The sequence below is a fragment of the Paenibacillus xerothermodurans genome (assembly GCF_002220865.2).
GTDB classification, from domain to species: Bacteria; Bacillota; Bacilli; order Paenibacillales; family NBRC-103111; genus Paenibacillus_S; species Paenibacillus_S xerothermodurans.
The window spans coordinates 1-19,002 of sequence record NZ_NHRJ02000007.1 but is presented as its reverse complement, the minus strand read 5'-3'; the positions used below and the strand labels follow the sequence as shown (position 1 = coordinate 19,002).

Here is a 19,002-nt window from a genome sequence, read left to right as displayed (position 1 = left end):
GGGTAGGTGCAGAAACATGGAAGTAATCAAAATTACGCCCCGCGGCTATTGTTACGGGGTGGTAGATGCTATGGCGCTGGCCATGCAAGCCGCAAAAAATCTTGATCTGCCAAGACCTGTATATATATTAGGGATGATTGTACACAATGCCCATGTGACGGAGTATTTTGATAATGAAGGCGTGATTACGCTGGACGGTCCCAACCGGTTGGAGATATTGGAGAGCATTGAATCGGGCACGGTTATTTTCACCGCGCATGGCGTGTCACCGGAGGTAAGGCGAAGGGCGCGGGAAAAGGGTCTCACCGTGGTGGATGCGACCTGTCCGGATGTCACTAAGACGCATGATCTGATCCGCGAAAAAACCGCTGAGGGCTACCATATCATATATATCGGCAAAAAGGGTCACCCGGAGCCGGAAGGAGCGCTTGGCGTCGCGCCGGGCCGCGTTCATTTGATTGAAAGGCTTGAGGAAGTAGATCACTTGAACCTGGACACTGACAAAATCACGATCACGAATCAAACCACGATGAGCCAATGGGACATCAAACACATTATGAGCGGGCTGCTGGAGAAATTCCCGCACGCTGAGATTCATAATGAGATTTGCCTTGCCACCCAAGTGCGTCAGGAGGCCGTAGCTGAGCAGGCGAAGGATACGGATCTGGTGCTGGTTGTGGGCGACCCGCGCAGCAACAATTCCAACCGGTTGGCACAAGTGTCGGAAGAAATCGCAGGCGTGAAGGCCTACCGGATTGCCGATGTCTCAGAGATACAGCTGGAATGGCTGAAGCCTGTCCGACGGGTTGGCGTGACTTCCGGAGCGTCTACGCCGACTCCCATCACCAAAGAAGTCATTAATTATTTAGAGCAGTTTGATTTGGACAATCCGGCGACATGGGAAATCAAACGGACACTTAACAAGAGCAAACTCATTCCTACTGCGAAACAAAAGGCCAGCAGCCACTGATAAATCAGCACAAAATGTCAGCACCGGCAGCGGTAGGCGTATTTCACAGGTGACCACACAGGGAACAGTGGAGCGAATCTGCCGCCGGCGGCTCCCTGACGACATGATCGACTCTGCGAGGCGAACAGTTTTGTGGGCATTCCCGACACTCTGGTCGACTCTGATGAGTCGATTTTTTTTGTGAAAACCCTGTCAAACATGCGGGTAGTACTGTTAACAGGCCCACGCGTAAAAGCCCGGATGTAATATAATGGGACAAAGCCACGCGGATGCTGCCGTGCAAATGAGGGGTGTGCCACGTTAGGCAGGCAGCGAAAGCGCTGGGTGACTCTGGCATCTGTTTATTGACGAATCTGGAGAGCCGTAGTATAGTTGCTTTATTGGTTAAAAGCATAGAAGCTTAAAAGCGTATAAGCGTTGAAGTAAGTGGGTAGTGAATTTACGAATACCATGACGGGGAGCGTTGCTATTATGATCGTAATTATTTCCAACAAGGTGTCCGAGGAGCGTATCGACGAAATCGTCCAGCACATTGAGAAACACGAGCTCCAGGCACATGTATCCAAAGGTGTGGACAGAACTGTTATCGGGATTATAGGCAACGCCCATCCCCAGCTGAGTGAACAGCTGCGCCAGCTATCGGACGTGGAACAGGTAGTGAAAATATCAAAGTCTTATAAACTCGCCAGCCGGGATTTCCATCCTTTGGACACGGTGATTAAGATCAAAGACGTTGAAATCGGTGGAGAGCAGCTTGTGATTATGGGCGGACCGTGCGCAGTGGAGTCTCCTCAGCAAATTGATGAAATCGCGCGTATCGTCAAGGCGGCTGGCGCTCAGGTATTGCGCGGAGGCGCGTTCAAACCGAGAACAGGCCCATACAGCTTCCAGGGAATTGGCGTGGAAGGCTTGGAGATGATGGCGGAGGCCGGCAAAAAGCATGGTTTGCTCACGATCACAGAGGTCATGACACCGGAATATGTGGATGTTTGTGCCGAGTATGCCGATATTCTTCAAGTAGGTACAAGAAATATGCAAAATTTCGATTTACTCCGCAAATTGGGAACAATCAAAACACCGGTTCTGCTCAAGCGCGGCTTCAGTTCCACCTACGATGAATTTTTGAATGCCGCTGAGTATATCCTGGCAGGAGGAAATCCGAACGTAATGCTGTGTGAGCGCGGAATCCGAACTTTCGAATCTTACACGAGAAACACGCTGGATTTGGCGGCTGTTCCCGCGTTGCAATCGCTGAGCCATTTGCCGGTGATCGCGGACCCAAGCCATGGAACAGGGCGAAGAGAGTTGGTCGAGCCGATGAGTAAAGCGGCCGTAGCAGCAGGAGCGAACGGGCTCATTGTCGAAATGCATACGGATCCGGACAACTCGATGACTGGGGACGGGGTGCAGTCACTGTTTCCACAGCAGTTCGCTAAACTGATGCAAGATCTAGAGCAGCTAGCCCCTCTCTGCGGTAAGAGTTTTGACACCAAGAAGGATACGATTGTTGTGTAACTTTGCCTGCCGCGGCTGGGACTCAAGCAGATCCAGTTTCGGCTCTCATACTGGCTGTGTTAGATATGATTTGGCTGTCCGCAACGGACAGCTTTTTTTTGTCTGAATTGTGAACGTCAGGCGTTGTTGTGTAAGCATACCTTACATATCTACAAAAAATACCTGACATAAGTATTGACGGTGCTCGCAGAATGGTCTTATAATATGAACATGGTTAATTAAAAAACTTGAACAATGAACGAACAACTCGGCATAAATGTTCGGATTCTAGGAGGTTAACTATTCAATGTCAGCTCAAGACGTGTTGAATATCATCAAAGAAAAAGGTATCGAATGGGTGGATTTCCGCTTCGTAGATCTCTCCGGCAGAGCGCACCACATCTCCCTACCGGCCTGTGAAGTAGAAGAAGAAACATTCACGAACGGCGTAGCTTTCGACGGTTCGTCAATTCCCGGCTTCAAAGGGATTGAAGAGTCCGACATGGTTATGATTCCTGACACGGAGTCAGCTTACGTAGATCCTTTCACCGCACATGCTACTTTGATCATTATGTGTGACATTCATACACCAGATGGCGAGCGCTACGATCGCGATCCGCGCGGTATCGCTCAGAAAGCGGAAGAGTATCTACAGACAGCTGGAGTGGGCACAACGGCATTCTTTGCTCCGGAATCCGAATTTTTTATTTTCGATGAAGTTCGCTTTGAAAGTGGTCAAAATAAATCTTCTTACTTTGTCGACTCGGAGGAGGCTCACTGGAACTCCAATCGCAAAGAAGAGGGCGGCAACCTGGGCTTCAAAGTCGGCCACAAGGGCGGTTATGTCCCTGTCGGCCCTACGGATACGCAGCAGGATATCCGCAGTGAAATGTGCCGTTTATTGATGGAAGCGGGGCTTCGAATCGAACGTCACCACCACGAGGTAGCAACAGCAGGTCAAGGTGAGATCAATTTCCGTTTTGACACTTTGACTAAAACAGCCGACAACCTGATGAAATACAAATATATCGTGCAAAACACAGCCAGACAATATGGCAAAGTGGCTACATTCATGCCAAAGCCGCTATTTGGCGATAACGGCAGCGGAATGCACGTTCACCAATCCATTTTCAACGGCAGCGAGCCGCTGTTCTATGAAAAAGGCGGATATGCCAACCTGAGTGAATTGGCTCTGAACTATATTGGCGGCATTCTGTACCATGCCCCTGCGTTGATAGCTCTGACTAACCCGTCGACCAACTCGTTTAAGCGTTTGGTGCCTGGTTATGAAGCGCCGGTGAACTTGGCATTCTCCAAAGCAAACCGTTCCGCGGCGGTACGTATTCCGGCTGCAGCAGTAACTCCGAAGGGCTGCCGCATCGAGTTCCGCACACCGGACTCTACTGCGAATCCTTACCTGGCATTTGCAGCGATGTTGATGGCTGGTTTGGACGGAATTAAGAAGAAAATCGATCCTCGCGCACTCGGCTACGGCCCGTTGGACAAAAACATCTACGATCTGTCCGATGCGGAAAGAGGCGAGATCCGCAGCGTGCCAGGTACGTTGGAGGAAGCGCTCAACGCCTTGGAAGCAGATTATGAGTTCTTGACCGAGGGCGGCGTATTCAATAAGGATTTCATCGACAACTATATTGGATTGAAGCGCGAAGAAGCGAAAGCTGTTTCCATTCGCATTCATCCACACGAGTATTCTTTGTACTTCGATCTGTAGGAGAAGAGAAGAAGCACTTATACTTATTCTTGTAAAACGAAAGAGTCCTGCTGCGCAGGGCTCTTTTGCACTATATCGTCGGGTTCATTCATCTGTTGCCGCTGCCCAGATCAAAATGATCAATTGCCTCGTACATTGGCTTTTTATGCAAATGGCTTCGGTACAAGACGATCCTATCTACAGTCCATGGCGCAGGAAGGGGCTCAATCGCCTGCTCTGCAGCACGCAGTGCGCTTGGCAACAACGCACTGGCCCCTTGGAATCTTCGCGCAAGCGTGACATGCGGGCTGTAAGTGCCATCTTCGCGTGTAAAGCCGAATGGCTCAACTGAGTGCTCCACTTGACTCTGAAGCTCGCCTAGAGCCGTTAAATCTCCTGACACACCTAACCACAAAATGCTTGGACTGGCCGACCTGCCAAAGGTACCGAGACCCTGCAACGACAGAGAAAACGGCGTGTGGCCGGCAGCCAGCTTGCGCGTGGCAGCTTTTACTTGCTCCGCGGTGTCCAACGGCGTATCGCCGAGAAATTTCAGCGTAACATGCAGGTCGTCCGGCTGGACCCACTTTTGAAAGGTGAGGGCGCGCTGCAGTATCTCCATGTTCCGTTCGATCTGCTCGCGCTGCTCCCTACCGATAGCAACAGCCAGAAATAATCGGTCTGAGCTCATACGGCCACTCCTTTTTGCTTTATTAACCATTTAATGGAAGACACCCCACACAATTAAGGCCGAATCGGACAGCCTCTGATAGAGGCAGCTGACCGGCTTTCGGCACTTGATAACAGGGTGTCCGATGAGTGGTGAAATATGTATCAATGCTGTGAAGAATGCGAGCAACTACTTGCCCGTTTGGGAGAAACTTTGCTATCATAAGCCTATCATATCAAACGATGCGATTAGAAAAATAGGTGAAGGTGTGAAACCATGTCAAAGCGAGCGTACAATTTCAATCCGGGTCCGGCGGCGCTTCCGTTGGAAGTACTGCAGCAAGCCCAGGAGGAGTTTGTGGACTATAAAGGCATCGGCATGTCTTTGATGGAGATTTCCCATCGAAGCAAAGAATATGAACAGATCAATGCCGAGACTCAGGAACTTATGTTGGATTTGTTGGGATTGGATTCCGGCTATCAAGTTTTGTTCCTTGGCGGCGGGGCCAGTACACAGTTCGCGACGATTCCTTTGAACTTTTTGAAGCCCGGCAAGGTTGGAAGTTATATTATTACCGGCAGCTTCTCCGACAAAGCGTACCAAGAAGGAAAAGTGGTGGGTGAGGCCGTCATCGCCGCATCGAATAAAGCGGAAAAATGGAGAAGCCTGCCGGCACAATCCGACATTCAAGTTGATCCGAACTCGGCTTATGTTCACATGACGACAAATAACACCATCGAGGGATCGCAATTCTCTTATGTTCCTGATACCGGCAATGTGCCTTTGATCGGCGATATGACGAGTGGGATCTTGAGCCGCCCCATTGATGCGAAGAAATTCGCGATGATTTACGCAGGCGCGCAAAAAAATCTCGGTCCATCCGGCGTGACGGTAGCGGTGATTCGCGATGATATGCTCACAGAAGAGCCAAAGCATATTCCGACTATGCTGCGTTATACGACTCACGCGAGCAACAGTTCCCTATATAACACCCCTCCAGTGCACTCTATCTACATGATGAACCTCGTGTTGAAGTGGGTGAAGGAGAACGGCGGGGTCGCTGCGATGGAGCAAAGAAACATGGAAAAAAGTAAGCTGATTTACGATGTTATTGACACCAGCGGCGGCTTTTATGAAGGGAATATCGATCCGGATAGCCGCTCCATTATGAACATCACTTTCCGTCTTCCAAGCGAGGAGCTCGAGAAGCAGTTTGTGAAGGAGTCCCTGCAGCAGAATTTTATAGGCTTGGCGGGACACCGCAGCGTTGGCGGCATCCGTGCCTCCGCGTACAATGCTGTGCCTTATGCAGCTTGTAAGGCATTGGCTAATTTTATGACCTATTTCCAAAAGCGTAACGGTTAAAACTGAAAAGACAGCCCTACAGTAACTGAACTGTCTCCCAACGAGGGTTACTTTTTTTCAAAGTGTCCATCCATCGGGCCGGTTCATAAGTCTCCGCGGGGCTGTTTTTTTGCGCAAAAAAGATGAGTACCGCGGGAGCTGGTGCGTCACTCATCTTATAGCTCGTTATAGTGGCTTATACGTTTAAGCGTAAGATTCTTTCATGGCCGGCTCCGTCAGTTTGTAACCAACATTGCGTATCGTTACAATGTATTCCGGTGATTTGGCGTTGCACTCTATTTTGTCCCGCAAATGGCTGATATGCACATCGACGATGCGAGTGTCGCCCAGAAAATGATAGTCCCATACGCCGTGCAGCAGCTGTTGACGGCTGAGCACTTTACCGCGATGCTTGCACAGGAACAACAGGAGATCAAACTCCTTCGGCGTTAATTCCACCGCTTGCCCTTTTAAGGTCACTTCACGTTGATCAGGCTGTATAACCAGTTGTCCAATGGTGATCGGCGTGTTATCTGCTGCGGATGGTAGAGCTTGGATACGACGCAAAATCGCTTGGATACGGGAAATGAGCTCCTGCGGACTGAATGGTTTTGTCATGTAGTCGTCAGCTCCGTTATCAAGCCCGGCGATTTTGTCGGACAAGTCCTGCATAGCCGTAAGCATGATGATAGGCACCAAATTACCTTGGCTGCGCAGCTGGCGGCATACCTGGATACCGTCCATTTTGGGGAGCATTAGATCAAGCACTATCACGTCCGGGCGGAAGTTGCGTATCGCTTGAAATACGGCTTCGCCGTCATACACACACTGCACCTCGAAGCCAACCAGCTTCAGGTTAAATTCTATAAGCATTGAAATGGACGGTTCGTCGTCAACAACAAGAATTTTCTTCTTCATCCATCTAATCTCCTTTGTGAACAGCACGTGATACAGTTATTATGGCAGGGCACTATCAACCGCAGATTAAGGATAAGTAAAGCGAGTGTTAAAATTTTTGCGTGATTTGTAGTATAATGGGACATACGCGAGTGAGGTGAATGGTAACGATGGCTTTTCATATTGTGCTGGTGGAACCGGAAATTCCGGCCAACACCGGTAACATTGCGAGGACTTGCGCAGCGACGGGCACCTGGTTGCATCTGGTAAGGCCGCTCGGCTTTCAGACGGACGATAAAACGTTAAAACGAGCAGGGCTCGACTATTGGCACGCCGTACATATTGAGTATCATGACTCCTTTCAGGAAGTAAAGGATAAATACAAGGACGGCCGCTTCTTCTTTGCTACGACGAAGGCGCAACGAATTTACACTGATTTAACATTCCAAGACGGTGATTTTTTGGTTTTTGGCAAGGAAACCAAGGGCTTGTCACCTGAAATTCTCGCGGAGCATCCGGAGCAGCTTATGCGGATGCCGATGACCGATGCTGTCAGGTCGCTGAATTTGTCGAACTCTGCAGCTATTATATTGTTTGAGGCTCTGCGCCAGACGGGATTCCAGGGCTTACGTTAGACCGGTATTAGCATTGAAAGCTGTGGGAACTTGTGTGACTTTTTATACCCGGTCTCACAGCTCTAATGCCGAACAAACTGCTAATAGGAGGACTAGTGAAAAATGGCACAAACAACACAGCAAGAGATACCAAAGGTGGACTTCGCTATCATCGGCGGGTCAAGCATGTTTTCGATACAGTTTCCTGAGGACTTACACCGCAGTGACGTAGAAGTGTTATCAACCGGATTGGTGTTTGACACACCGTATGGAGAAAGCCCTGCGTTTAAGCTCGTTCAGCTCGGCGATAAAAAGTTTCTCAACTGCCGTATGCACGGTTGGAGACCTAATGTCGTTACGCGCGGCGTTGCGTCACAGCAGGTGTTTTGGGTATTTCAGCAAGCTGGAGTGAAGAAAATATTCGCCGAGGGAGGCGTAGGCAGTATCAACCAGATGTTGGAGCTGCGTGACCTCGTTGTGCCGAATGATTACATCGACAACTCAATGCGCACGGATGTAGGTCTGGGCGGACCTTATCTGCTCGTCATGAGAGAGCCGATTTGTCCAACGCAGTCCAAGGCTTTGGTACGATCTGCGAGGGACCGCGTAAAGGACACATTTGAGGATGAGAGACCGCGCCATGTATTTAATCGCGGTGTGTACGTAAATACCGACGGACGGCATTTTGAGAGCCCTGCCGAAGTACAAATGTTTCGGTCCTGGCATGGTGATATCGTCGGGCAGAGCATTTGTCCGGAAGTGTACTTAGCGCGTGAAATCGGCGCTTGCTACGCTGGAATCTATATGGTCGTGAATTACGCGGAAGGCGTGATAAAGGACTGGGAGCACAAGGACTTATCGGATATCTTTTACCAGGAGTCGTACACAATCGGACACATCTTGTTGAATGCATTAGCTGCGGTGGACACAGACCAAACGGGCTGCAATTGTCTCAGCTTACGCAAACCTACGTTGCTAAAAGAAATTAAACAATAATTGGCTGCCAAGCGCCGAATCAACAAATCTAAACAACTATGGCAGGAATTCCAGCGGTACCAACGAATAGTATTATAGCAGGCGGCAACTTGTTAAAACTGGTTGCGCCTGTGTGCTGTTCGTTTTTTTCATGGCGAAAGTGAGGTGAATTTATAAATGAAGCCGGCAGGTGTCGTACGGAAGGTGGATCAACTAGGACGCATTGTACTCCCGAAATCGCTTCGCAAGAGATACCAGATGAATGAAGGGGATCCAGTAGAAATATTGGTAAGCGGAGATCATATTATTCTGGAACGGTATCGACCGCGTTGTGTATTTTGCAGTTCGATGGAGCAGGTCAGCGAATTCAAAGACCGGCATATATGCGCAGAATGTTTGACTGAAATGAACGCGCTGAAAGACAAAGTCGAGTAGAATGAAGAAAGCATCACTATTCCATTCAAAGGAACGGTGATGCTTTTTTAAATATTTGTTTCGTCTGACATGCGCACTGGTCATTAAAGACCTGCCGTTTTATCGTCATTGTAAGCTGCAGTAAGCATAGCCACGATAAACATTAAAAATACCAAATTCACAATCCAAAATGCTGCCGACATCGTCCGCACCCCCTGCCTAATATTATAACCAACCGCCTGGAAAAAGAAAACTTTGAAAAGTGAATAATTATTTAAAGTTTGCTGCTGCCGAACCTTCCGGGTAAAGCGAGAAACCGTTGGAAAAGCTACTAAAAATGGGGAAAGGCGGTTTGCCAGGTGCTTAGACATTATGAGTGTATCGTCGTCGGGGGCGGTATCGCGGGGCTCCAAGCATCGATTCAGCTGGGAAGATACAAACACAAAACGCTCGTGATCGACAAAGGGTATGGCCGGTCTACATTGTGCAGAAGTTACCATAACATCCTTGGGTGGCCGGGTGGCGTGTCAGGGGAAGAATTGCGCCGGCTGGGCAGGCATCAGGCGGAAGAGTTAGGAGTGGAGTTTCGAAGCGGTGAAGTGATCCGCCTCGCTCAAGCTGAGCCGGGATTCACGGTTGAGGTGAAAGACGGCAGTGATACTTATTCGGCAGATACGCTGCTGCTCGCCACAGGGTTGATCGATCGTTTTCCCAAGCTTCCGGGACTGGAGAAGTGCTTCGGTCACAGTGTATACGTGTGTCCGGATTGCGACGGTTACGAGACGAGCGGTCACCGGACGATCGTTATGGGGGCAGGGGATGTGGGTGCGGCGATGGCAATGACGCTGCTGTATTGGACACAGAAGCTGACATATGTAAACCACGAAGCGCAGGCGAATCCTGTGAGTCCCGGGATGAGGGAAAAATTGGAGAGTAATGGTATTCATTATCACACGGTCCCGATTCAAGAGGTCCTGTCTTCCGCGGATGGCATGCTGCGCGGCGTGCTTTTGTCCGATGGGCGGGAAGTCGCCGGTGCTAGGGGATTTATTGCTTTTGGCGGGAATCAAGTGCAAACGGAATTGGCGGCCCAGCTCCGCATAGAGCGGCTGGAGAATAAACACATTGTAACTGACCCGCGATCAAAAATGACTAGCGTGCACGGAGTTTGGGCGGCAGGAGATATCGGTGTTCACGCGGAGCAGCTCACTGTTGCAATGGGCGAGGGAGCATTGGCGGCCATTTGGATGCATAAAGAACTGATGGCACGGGGAAACCGTGACACAGGACGACATTAAATCGGTGGCAGTGCCCGATATCATACAACGCAGAGAAAACGACCGGTCGTATGTGAACGGCCGTTTTTGCCATACCCCGTTATAGCCTCTGCCCCGTAATACTCTCTGCGCGTAATACCCTCTACCCCATCATTGGGTTAACTTCGCAATCCACTTTTCTACCGTGTCTTTACCGTTCACAAAAATACGCCGAAGCAGCAGAGGTTTTTGTTCCGCCGTGGTCACGCCCTGCTCGATAGTAAATGCATAGCGGAACTTGAGCTCATTAAGCAGCCTGATCGTAGTTTGATTGCGTTCGCCGTACGGATAACAGAATACATCTGCGGAGGTGCCGAGCATCTGCTCGATTTGCGTTTTGGCCTCAGATATTTCGTGGGCCTGTTGTTTGGCCGTTAATTTGGGAAGATGGGGATGGCTCATCCCGTGCGGCTGAATATCCCAGCCGGCTGCATGCATTTCCTTCGCCTGATCCCAGTTGATGTAGTGGCCGTCATCCACCATACCGGGGGACATAAATACGGTCGCTTTAAAATTGAACTTTTTTAAGACGGGCATTGCGATTTCATAGTTATCCGCATAGCCATCGTCGAACGTAAGGAGCACTGGTTTATCCGGGGCAGCAGCTTTTTTTTCCATAATATCAGTGAACTGTTTCAGGGTAAGCGTGGTGTATCCATTGTCTGATAAATACTGCATGTGTGCGGTAAACTTCTCGGGAGTAATTGTGGCCGAATTGCCGGGATCGACAGCGATACTGTGGTAGTTCAGCACCGGCACCCGGATGAGGTGATCGGGTTTCGTCTGTGCATGGGCTGCAGCACTCTCCTCCGAACCGGCTGCCAGCAGCGTCCCGCCGTTTGGCAGCGCGTGCTCGGCGACCTCGCTGCGGCCGCTGGCGGGCTGCGCGGAAGCAGCAGCCTCGCCGCCAGCGTTGGCGGGCTGCGCGGAAGCGGCGGCCTCGCTGCGGCCGTTGGTGGGCTGCGCGGAAGCGGCGGCCTCGCTGTGGTCGTTGGTGGGCTGCGCGGAAGCGGCGGCCTCGCCACCGGCGTTGGCGGGCTGTACTGAGCCGGCAGCCACGCCAAACCGGCCGCCGGCATGCAAACCTTGCCTGCCGCCCGGAGCACCAAGGAGGTGGGCATGGGATTGTCCAGCAGACGTGCCAGCCTGCTGTGCGAATTGTTCGATGAGCTTGGGAGGTAATTCCAGCGTGAATCCGCTGGCAGCGGAGTCCGAGGCAGCTTTAGATTCGGACGGATGGGGTTGGCCGGCTTGAGGTGCCATCTGCCCGCCATAGAGCAGGCTGCTCGTATTCGTGAGCGCCATGCAGCCAACGGCTAGTATGAGGCCTGCCAAAGGTAAGCTCCACTTGAGTGGAGTTGGCAGTGATTTGATGAGTCGAAATAACACAAACGCCGGATGCTTCATAGGTGACAGACTCCTTCGCGGTAATCTATTACTCTATGCATATCCGGCGGCAGTTGGGAATATGACAGGGGACTGGCATGGCCAGCTTCGTGTGGAGGACACGTGGGAGTTCCGCTCGGCCAGTTTGCCGTGTGTGAGGCTTGGGGCTAGGTCGCGTGCCAGTGTTCAAGGGGGGCAGCGGCCGGACTGTGTGCGCTACATGGGTGGAGGCTCGGCCGCTATTCTCTCAGCTGCACACTGGGGGGCGAGCTGGGCGATCCGCGCATAAGGCAGCAGGTACAGGCCGCTATTCTCTCGGCTGCACACTGGGGAGCCCGCTGGGCGATCTCGCACATAAGGCAGCAGGTACAGGCCGCTGACTCCGCTGTCCAGCCGGCGAGACATTACGTCTGCGCTGGTGCGACAGTGACGGGCTGGGGCTGGTCCGGCTGCTCACGTGCTGCGGATACCGCCAAAGGCAGTTCGGCGACGACGTGTGCGTAGGTCAGCAGCGCTTCCTCCCCCAATGGCGTGACCCGATAGATGCCTCGCTCCACGCGCTGAAACCAGCGGTAGAAATTTTTCTGCAGCAGGCTTGCCGTTTTTAAATTTCCGGTCATCTCGCGAAGCTTGCGTGGGCTTAGAGGGCCGTGCTGCTGCAGCAGATAAGCCAAGTGCAGTGCCTTCTCGCGGTAGGATGTCATCAGCTTCAGCTTGGTGCTGCCTCCAACGTTATAATCGGCATGCCTTTCTTTGAATTCGGTCACTATCTGCTCGGCGGCCCGCTTGTTATGGCGCGGACGGACGGCTCGGACAGGCGCAGAGCCGACGGCTTCGGCAGGATGACATTCTATGTAGACGGATGGCTGCTTCCGTTGAAAAAATTGTACTGTTATCATGCCTATGCCGAGCATTTGGCAGAGGTTGCGAAGCTCCGGCCAGCTGGCTCCATGGGGAGCACGTCCCTTGTTCGGCAGTTCGAACGCTACATACACTCGCCGAGTGAGCTTCAGACGCTCGATGCCCTGGAGCAAGAGCGGGATGGAAAAATTTTTCTTCAATTCTACAATGACTGGAGGCTCTTCGCCGCGCATAGCGACGAGATCACAGTGATTCACTTCGCCTCTGACCGAATAGCCCAGCTGTTCGAAGTACGATTTCACCGGCGCGTACAGCTCAGTCTCCGTTTTGATTGCCACAGACGATTCGACTCCTTTTGAAAGTGTAGCTGGTCGTGATGCAAGCAATTGCAATTATAACATAGAAAAGCTGGAGGCAGACGCAAGGTGGTCTGTTTGCAGCAGACAAGGTTTGACCTTTACGCACGCCGAGATAGCGGTATGACGCTGTAATTGCTTCAATTTTTCGCGCAACTTATTTTGCCGCCGCGCATACTTATTAATTACACTTTGTTTTCTCACATCCAGTGAAGTGCACTGCACGGAGGAGGTAGCCTCATGGACATATTCAAGAAAATTTCGGATTACCGCACTGAAACCGAGAGATTGGCTTGGACGGGAACATTTGGCGAATATATCGAAATGGTTCGAAAGCAGCCTCATTTGGCGATGACAGCCCATGCTAGGGTATATCGAATGCTCGAGTCTCATGGCGTGGATAAAGAGAATGGAGCGCGAAAATACCACTTTTTTGAAAAGGAAATCTTCGGGCTGGATCAGGCTATCGAAAAGCTGGTGGAAGAGTATTTCCATTCTGCAGCCAGACGCCTCGACGTGCGAAAACGGATTCTCCTGCTGATGGGACCGGTGAGCGGCGGGAAATCAACTATCGTCACCCTGCTCAAACGAGGATTGGAGCAGTTCTCCCGGACGGAGGAGGGCGCGGTATATGCGATCAAAGGTTGTCCGATGCACGAAGAACCTCTGCATTTGGTGCCGCATGAGCTGAGGCCGGAAGTGGAGAATGAGCTTGGCGTGAAAATAGAGGGCAACCTGTGCCCATCCTGCCAAATGCGCTTGAAAACGGAATACAGCGGGCACATCGAAGACGTCCTCGTGGAGCGCGTGCTGCTATCGGAGGACAATCGTACAGGTATCGGTACGTTCAGTCCATCGGATCCGAAATCGCAAGACATTGCCGACCTCACAGGAAGCATCGACTTTTCAACCATTACCGAATTCGGATCGGAGTCCGATCCCCGCGCATATCGGTTTGATGGAGAGCTTAACAAGGCGAACCGCGGCATTATGGAGTTCCAGGAGATGCTCAAATGTGATGAAAAGTTCCTCTGGAATTTACTCTCACTCACACAGGAGGGTAACTTTAAAGCCGGCCGGTTCGCGCTGATTTCCGCGGATGAGCTCATAATTGCACATACTAACGAGTCGGAGTACAAATCATTTATCGCGAACAAGAAAAATGAAGCGCTTCAATCCAGGATGATCGTCATGCCGATTCCTTACAATCTGAAGGTGTCGGAGGAAGAAAAAATTTATACAAAGCTGATCTCGCAAAGCGATATGGCGCATGTTCATATTGCCCCGCACTCCTTGCGTGCAGCGGCGATTTTTTCTATCTTAACCAGGCTCAAGGAATCGAAGAAGCAGGGTATGGATTTGGTCAAAAAAATGCGTATGTATGATGGGGAAGAGGTGGAGGGTTACAAAGAGGCCGATTTAAAGGAGATGCAAAACGAGTATCTGGAAGAAGGCATGTCAGGGATTGATCCGCGATATGTCATCAACCGCATCTCAAGCGCGTTAATCCGACAAGGTTTGGAATTCATCACGGCACTGGATGTGCTGCGTGCACTGAAGGACGGCCTGGATCAGCATCCATCCATCACGAAAGAGGAGAGGGAGCGTTATCTAAACTTCATTTCCATCGCACGCAAGGAGTATGACGAGCTGGCCAAAAAAGAGGTCCAAAAGGCGTTCGTGTACTCATTCGAGGAGTCAGCTAAAACGCTGTTCAACAACTACCTGGATAACATCGAATCTTACTGCAACTGGGGTAAAGTGAAGGATCCCATCACGGGAGAGGAAATGGATCCCGATGAGCGGCTTATGCGTTCGATAGAAGAACAGATCGGTATTTCGGAAAATGCCAAAAAGGCGTTCCGCGAAGAGATTCTGATCCGCATGTCGTCCTACTCACGGAAAGGTCGCCGTTTTCAGTACAGCAGTCACGAGCGGCTGCGTGAGGCGATTGAGAAGAAGCTGTTCACTGACCTAAAAGATATTGTCAAAATAACAACCTCCACTAAAACGCCGGATGAAAATCAGTTAAAACGGATTAATGAGGTCATCAAACGGCTGGTCGACGAGCACGGTTACACCACAGCGTCAGCCAATGAACTGCTGCGGTATGTTGGCAGTCTGCTGAATCGTTAACGTCAAAGGCATTCGCCCATTTTTCCGGTAGGCAAACACCTCGTAGGCGATCACACATATAATTTTAGAAGAATCGCCAGCTATCACAAAAAAGGAGAAGTGTTATGCCGAACCAACAGGAACAATGGGCAGCCGACAGCAGCGGCAGGCTGATGCAATCGCATGAGACCGAGGGCGGGAGTCCAATCGGCGGACACCGCGCATATCAATACTACGATCCTTTGAGTGCACTGGTCGCGCTGACCGCGCTGCTGCTGCCGCCATACTATGCGCCTTACCCATATGTATACCCTTATGCGTATGGTTACCCGTATTCGTATCCGGGAGTGTATCCTTTTTATCCGTCGTACGGTTACGCCGCGTATTAGCGGTGCTGCATTTCGCAAGAGCACAGCAGCAGCAACAAATAAAGCACCTGTTGTTCACGTGCAACATCTCAGTGGGCAGAGAGGTGCTTTTCTGTGCTTAGCAGAGCAGGGCGGTCATTGCGCTGTCGGCAGCGTGATTTCTACAGTAGTTCCCTTGTTTACTTCACTGACAATCCGCGTCCGGCCGCCGTGGTTTTCAATTATTTTGAATGTAACCATCAGGCCTAAGCCCGTGCCTTTTTCCTTTGTAGTGTAGAACGGCTCACCCAGTCGGGGGATACGTTCCGCAGGAATGCCGCAGCCTTCGTCTGCAAAGCGGATCAGAATATGCCGCTCATCCTTTTTGCTTAATTCCATGGTGATTGTGCCGCCGTCCGGCATTGACTCGATCGAGTTGTTCAATATATTAATGAACACTTGTTTGATTTGGTTTTCATCGCAGCTGATTAATGGGAGGTTTGGTTCTGCTCTGGTGAGCAGTTCTACATTGTGGATCATGGCTTGTGAGCCAATGAGCAATATGGTGTTTTCCAAGATGTGCGTCACATCCCTCGGCTGGTAGCGGACCGATTGGGGTTTGGCAATGACCAGAAACTCGCTCACTATAAAATTAATCCGATCGAGTTCATTCTGCATGATATCGAAGTAGGAATCGTATCCGCTTACTTTGCTCTGCATGAGCTGGACGAAGCCTTTTAACGAGGTCAAAGGGTTTCTGATTTCATGGGCTACACCCGCGGCCAGCTGGCCGACAATTGACAGCTTTTCCGAGCGAATGATCATTTCCTCGGCGCGTTTGCGTTCGCTGATATCTTTCCCGATCATGTAGACGCCATCGATCTCGCCGTTTACGACAATCGGCACATTAAGAATGCTCAATTCCACAGAGCCCCCGTCTTTGTTGACCAACGTAATTTCATATTGCTGCGTCCGGCCAGACAGCGTCCCATCGAACTGCTCCCGCCACCGTTCCATATGATCGGGGATAATCAGCTTGTGGATCGATTCCCCCAGCAGTTCCTCCTCCACGTAACCGGTCATCCGGAAGATGGCGGGATTGGCGCTTGTGCACAGCCCGTGGCGATCAACCGAGCAGATTGGATCCGGATTATGCCGGAACAATGACTTGTAGCGCTGCTCGCTTTGTTCCAGCCTTTTTTCCGCCTTTTTCTTTTCGTAGATCGCTTGAATCATCGCATAAGAACGGGCGAATCGGCTGTCTTCCTCCTGTGCCAAAATTGATTGGAAGATGTCATCCTGAAAATCATCGGGGTTGCTGCTTTTATCGAGCTTTTTAAGCTCATCGAGCATACTCATAACGTTGGTGATATGGTTTTTATGTATCCAGGCGGCGGACGCCGTTTTGGAGTTGGTCTCATGCTCCGGGAGCAGTTCCACGATTCCTTTTTTGGAGTCATATCCCGTGACGTGATTCATATTTACCACATTCATTTGGTCGATCAAGCGAAAGCCTTCCTCGTACATCCATTCTTCGAAGGCTTCGAGCGATGCCGCCCAATGATATTTGTCCTGTGCGGTGTGAATGATATATTCTTTGTCTCGCACGCATTCGATTTTTACTACATCATCCGAATGAACGATCAAAATATCCGAACCTTTTTTACCATCTCGTGTGACTGGAATCTTCTGCATATTCTTGTTCACCTGCCTGCCTGCAATCAAGTTCAATACATAATCGGTGCTGCTCATGGTACAACTAATGTGCGTGTAAGCAACAAGTAGGACAGTCAATCCATTATATCGCCAGACGAATTCATAAGTAAATGAAATATTTTTAAGCGCAATTATATGTTTCGCAACATGCTGCAGTATTGCCATAAGAGCAAACTATAAGATCTTAGTAGAATGATTTTCATATTGAATAATTCAGGAGATTGTACTATGGTTTATTCGATAATGGTAAAAAGTCAGTGTCAATTCATAGTATTCCGCTGTAAAAAGGGTGCATAAACAGCTTATAATCTGTCTTTTTGTTTTATATCAAAAACGTTTATGTGTGAGTTTATATCAAAAAGATAAAAAGTCAGTTATAATGAAGATAAGAAATCATCAGGACAGGGGGAGTGGCGGATGAATAAAATGGCTGAACAGAAGATGGCAACGCTATGGCGAATCGGCTGGTCATTTTGCAAAATCAGTCCTCTCTCATTTGGCGGTGGATATGCCATGATTCCAATGATAGAAAAGGAAATCGTAGATAGACGCCGCTGGATGGATGCCGAAGAATTGAGTGACGTGTTATCTATAGCAGGCTCTGCACCTGGGGGCATAGCTGTTAATGCAGCCGCGTTAACAGGTTTTCGGTTGGCTGGAATACAGGGGCTGCTAGCTGCCGTGCTAGGCATCGCCCTGCCCAATTTTGTCGTCATACTGCTACTCGCTCTCGGTTATGCACTGGTCAGTGACGGGACAAAGGCGATGGCCGCATTAGCCGGGATTCACTCGGCGGTCGTAGCGTTTATTGCGGTAGCGGGATTCCGTATGTGGAAATCAACTCGCCATGATACTGTCACATCGCTGCTTATTATCGGTGCCCTGGCTGCGCTCCTGTTTTCACCGATACATCCGGCTTTGCTGCTGCTGGTCGGAACGCTGACAGGCTTGCTGTTGTTTAAATGGAAGGAAAAACTGAGTGGCCGGGCGTCAGCCGGGGAGACAAAGCACAACAACGTTCCGGGAGCCGATGCGGCTGCCGGAGGTCAATTTATATGGGGAGACGGCATTTGAGGGTACATCGGGGGGAGGGGGATTACGATGCTGCTCGCCTTATTTTGGACTTTTTTAAAAGTAGGATTGATCTCGTTCGGCGGCGGCTATGCGATCCTGGGTGTGGTCGAGCATGAAGTAATCGCCCAGCAGTGGATGACACCGCACGAATATGCCCACGCTGTAGCTTTGGCTGGAATGTCGCCGGGACCGATCGCCACGAATATCGCGGTGCTGATCGGATATTATACGTCCGGCATCGCCGGGGCGGCAGCCGCCATTGCCGGAATGATTTTGCCGTCTATTCTCGTTACCGTGGTACTCGCTTTTGTTCTATATCGTGCGAGGAGTCAGCGTTGGTTGGAAGTGGTGCTTCACGGCTTGAAGCCGATGGTGTGCGCATTAATTCTATACGCTGCCGTTCGTGTAGCCGCGAACGGACAACCTATGCCCGGCCTCAATGCGCACACCGTCGCGTCCGTGGCGATTTTCATTTTCGCTGTGGTCGCGTCCGTCAAGTACCGGCTCCACCCGATGGCCGTGTTAGCTGTATCGGGCTTGATGGGCATTGCATTTTATACGTAATAGCGGAAAAAAGCAGGCAACCGTGTACACTGATATGCTCCCCTTTAAGTAGACAGGTTTAATAAATAAACCGCTGCTTGGAGGGGAGTTTTTTTGTCAAGAAAGAATGAATATAACGCTACTGAGAAATTCACGATCATAGAAGAGTGGGAAACGGGTGGCGGTACCCGGGCGGCAG

At 50.6% G+C, this 19,002-nt stretch carries 17 protein-coding genes; 12 read left to right on the top strand and 5 right to left on the bottom strand.

Annotated elements, in window-relative coordinates; genetic code table 11:
- The first annotated feature begins 16 nt into the window (after positions 1 to 16).
- The 3 genes from CBW46_RS12965 (at position 17) to glnA (ending at position 4,196) form a co-directional block, all read left to right on the top strand.
- Entirely contained in the window at positions 17 to 970 is a 954-nt protein-coding gene (locus CBW46_RS12965; protein ID WP_089200430.1) for a 4-hydroxy-3-methylbut-2-enyl diphosphate reductase, read from the top strand.
- Between the two features lie 471 nt (positions 971 to 1,441).
- Positions 1,442 to 2,485 carry a 3-deoxy-7-phosphoheptulonate synthase gene (aroF, locus tag CBW46_RS12960; RefSeq protein ID WP_089200429.1) on the top strand — a complete coding sequence of 348 codons (1,044 nt, stop codon included), beginning with the start codon at positions 1,442 to 1,444 and terminating at the stop codon, positions 2,483 to 2,485.
- A 286-nt stretch (positions 2,486 to 2,771) separates the two neighbouring features.
- On the top strand, positions 2,772 to 4,196 hold the full coding sequence (glnA, locus tag CBW46_RS12955; RefSeq protein ID WP_089200428.1) for a type I glutamate--ammonia ligase: 1,425 nt from the start codon (positions 2,772 to 2,774) through the stop codon (positions 4,194 to 4,196).
- A gap of 88 nt (positions 4,197 to 4,284) precedes the next feature.
- Here the strand turns inward: glnA and thpR are convergent, their stop codons facing one another.
- The gene (thpR, locus tag CBW46_RS12950; RefSeq protein WP_165842290.1) at positions 4,285 to 4,866 is read right to left on the bottom strand and encodes an RNA 2',3'-cyclic phosphodiesterase; all 582 of its coding nucleotides are present in this window, start codon (positions 4,864 to 4,866) and stop codon (positions 4,285 to 4,287) included.
- A 255-nt stretch (positions 4,867 to 5,121) separates the two neighbouring features.
- On the opposite strand from thpR, the gene serC reads away from it, so the two are divergent.
- On the top strand, positions 5,122 to 6,210 hold the full coding sequence (gene serC / locus CBW46_RS12945) for a 3-phosphoserine/phosphohydroxythreonine transaminase (RefSeq protein ID WP_089200426.1): 1,089 nt from the start codon (positions 5,122 to 5,124) through the stop codon (positions 6,208 to 6,210).
- A 183-nt stretch (positions 6,211 to 6,393) separates the two neighbouring features.
- Here serC and CBW46_RS12940 read toward each other — a convergent pair whose 3' ends face one another.
- A complete protein-coding gene (locus CBW46_RS12940; RefSeq protein WP_089200425.1) occupies positions 6,394 to 7,107 on the bottom strand; it encodes a response regulator transcription factor in 714 nt (237 codons plus the stop codon).
- A gap of 149 nt (positions 7,108 to 7,256) precedes the next feature.
- Between CBW46_RS12940 and trmL the strand changes: the two genes are divergently transcribed.
- From trmL to CBW46_RS12920, 4 genes are all read left to right on the top strand, one after another.
- Positions 7,257 to 7,721 carry a tRNA (uridine(34)/cytosine(34)/5-carboxymethylaminomethyluridine(34)-2'-O)-methyltransferase TrmL gene (gene trmL, locus CBW46_RS12935; protein WP_089200424.1) on the top strand — a complete coding sequence of 155 codons (465 nt, stop codon included), beginning with the start codon at positions 7,257 to 7,259 and terminating at the stop codon, positions 7,719 to 7,721.
- A 102-nt stretch (positions 7,722 to 7,823) separates the two neighbouring features.
- Positions 7,824 to 8,696 carry an MTAP family purine nucleoside phosphorylase gene (locus CBW46_RS12930; protein ID WP_089200423.1) on the top strand — a complete coding sequence of 291 codons (873 nt, stop codon included), beginning with the start codon at positions 7,824 to 7,826 and terminating at the stop codon, positions 8,694 to 8,696.
- Between the two features lie 156 nt (positions 8,697 to 8,852).
- Positions 8,853 to 9,110: an AbrB/MazE/SpoVT family DNA-binding domain-containing protein gene (locus CBW46_RS12925; protein WP_089200422.1), complete on the top strand. Its 258-nt coding sequence runs from the start codon at positions 8,853 to 8,855 to the stop codon at positions 9,108 to 9,110.
- Between the two features lie 338 nt (positions 9,111 to 9,448).
- Positions 9,449 to 10,387, top strand: a complete 939-nt coding sequence (locus CBW46_RS12920) for an NAD(P)/FAD-dependent oxidoreductase (protein ID WP_089200421.1) — start codon at positions 9,449 to 9,451, stop codon at positions 10,385 to 10,387.
- A gap of 129 nt (positions 10,388 to 10,516) precedes the next feature.
- Here CBW46_RS12920 and CBW46_RS21825 read toward each other — a convergent pair whose 3' ends face one another.
- Together CBW46_RS21825 and CBW46_RS12910 are read right to left on the bottom strand one after the other, a co-directional pair.
- The gene (locus tag CBW46_RS21825) at positions 10,517 to 11,812 is read right to left on the bottom strand and encodes a polysaccharide deacetylase family protein (protein ID WP_243633299.1); all 1,296 of its coding nucleotides are present in this window, start codon (positions 11,810 to 11,812) and stop codon (positions 10,517 to 10,519) included.
- 383 nt (positions 11,813 to 12,195) lie between these two features.
- Entirely contained in the window at positions 12,196 to 12,990 is a 795-nt protein-coding gene (locus CBW46_RS12910) for a DUF2161 domain-containing phosphodiesterase (RefSeq protein ID WP_089200420.1), read from the bottom strand.
- Between the two features lie 258 nt (positions 12,991 to 13,248).
- Between CBW46_RS12910 and CBW46_RS12905 the strand changes: the two genes are divergently transcribed.
- Together CBW46_RS12905 and CBW46_RS12900 are read left to right on the top strand one after the other, a co-directional pair.
- Positions 13,249 to 15,144 (top strand): PrkA family serine protein kinase, encoded by a 1,896-nt coding sequence (locus CBW46_RS12905; RefSeq protein ID WP_089200419.1) that lies wholly within the window; start codon positions 13,249 to 13,251, stop codon positions 15,142 to 15,144.
- 104 nt (positions 15,145 to 15,248) lie between these two features.
- On the top strand, positions 15,249 to 15,512 hold the full coding sequence (locus CBW46_RS12900; protein ID WP_089200418.1) for a hypothetical protein: 264 nt from the start codon (positions 15,249 to 15,251) through the stop codon (positions 15,510 to 15,512).
- A gap of 114 nt (positions 15,513 to 15,626) precedes the next feature.
- Here CBW46_RS12900 and CBW46_RS12895 read toward each other — a convergent pair whose 3' ends face one another.
- Positions 15,627 to 17,165, bottom strand: coding sequence for a PAS domain-containing sensor histidine kinase (locus tag CBW46_RS12895; RefSeq protein WP_089200417.1), 1,539 nt, complete (start codon positions 17,163 to 17,165; stop codon positions 15,627 to 15,629).
- Positions 17,166 to 17,603: 438 nt separating this feature from the next.
- On the opposite strand from CBW46_RS12895, the gene CBW46_RS12890 reads away from it, so the two are divergent.
- Entirely contained in the window at positions 17,604 to 18,260 is a 657-nt protein-coding gene (locus CBW46_RS12890; protein WP_089200416.1) for a chromate transporter, read from the top strand.
- A 27-nt stretch (positions 18,261 to 18,287) separates the two neighbouring features.
- Positions 18,288 to 18,824, top strand: a complete 537-nt coding sequence (locus tag CBW46_RS12885; protein ID WP_089200415.1) for a chromate transporter — start codon at positions 18,288 to 18,290, stop codon at positions 18,822 to 18,824.
- Positions 18,825 to 19,002 lie beyond the last annotated feature (178 nt).

Excerpts from the sequence above, each read along its gene's own strand:
- CBW46_RS12965 (WP_089200430.1), top strand. The coding sequence starts at position 17 with ATGGAAGTAATCAAAATTACGCCCCGCGGCTATTGTTACGGGGTGGTA.
- aroF (WP_089200429.1), top strand. The coding sequence starts at position 1,442 with ATGATCGTAATTATTTCCAACAAGGTGTCCGAGGAGCGTATCGACGAA.
- glnA (WP_089200428.1), top strand. The coding sequence starts at position 2,772 with ATGTCAGCTCAAGACGTGTTGAATATCATCAAAGAAAAAGGTATCGAA.
- thpR (WP_165842290.1), bottom strand. The coding sequence starts at position 4,866 with ATGAGCTCAGACCGATTATTTCTGGCTGTTGCTATCGGTAGGGAGCAG.
- serC (WP_089200426.1), top strand. The coding sequence starts at position 5,122 with ATGTCAAAGCGAGCGTACAATTTCAATCCGGGTCCGGCGGCGCTTCCG.
- CBW46_RS12940 (WP_089200425.1), bottom strand. The coding sequence starts at position 7,107 with ATGAAGAAGAAAATTCTTGTTGTTGACGACGAACCGTCCATTTCAATG.
- trmL (WP_089200424.1), top strand. The coding sequence starts at position 7,257 with ATGGCTTTTCATATTGTGCTGGTGGAACCGGAAATTCCGGCCAACACC.
- CBW46_RS12930 (WP_089200423.1), top strand. The coding sequence starts at position 7,824 with ATGGCACAAACAACACAGCAAGAGATACCAAAGGTGGACTTCGCTATC.
- CBW46_RS12925 (WP_089200422.1), top strand. The coding sequence starts at position 8,853 with ATGAAGCCGGCAGGTGTCGTACGGAAGGTGGATCAACTAGGACGCATT.
- CBW46_RS21825 (WP_243633299.1), bottom strand. The coding sequence starts at position 11,812 with ATGAAGCATCCGGCGTTTGTGTTATTTCGACTCATCAAATCACTGCCA.
- CBW46_RS12905 (WP_089200419.1), top strand. The coding sequence starts at position 13,249 with ATGGACATATTCAAGAAAATTTCGGATTACCGCACTGAAACCGAGAGA.
- CBW46_RS12900 (WP_089200418.1), top strand. The coding sequence starts at position 15,249 with ATGCCGAACCAACAGGAACAATGGGCAGCCGACAGCAGCGGCAGGCTG.
- CBW46_RS12895 (WP_089200417.1), bottom strand. The coding sequence starts at position 17,165 with ATGCAGAAGATTCCAGTCACACGAGATGGTAAAAAAGGTTCGGATATT.
- CBW46_RS12890 (WP_089200416.1), top strand. The coding sequence starts at position 17,604 with ATGAATAAAATGGCTGAACAGAAGATGGCAACGCTATGGCGAATCGGC.
- CBW46_RS12885 (WP_089200415.1), top strand. The coding sequence starts at position 18,288 with ATGCTGCTCGCCTTATTTTGGACTTTTTTAAAAGTAGGATTGATCTCG.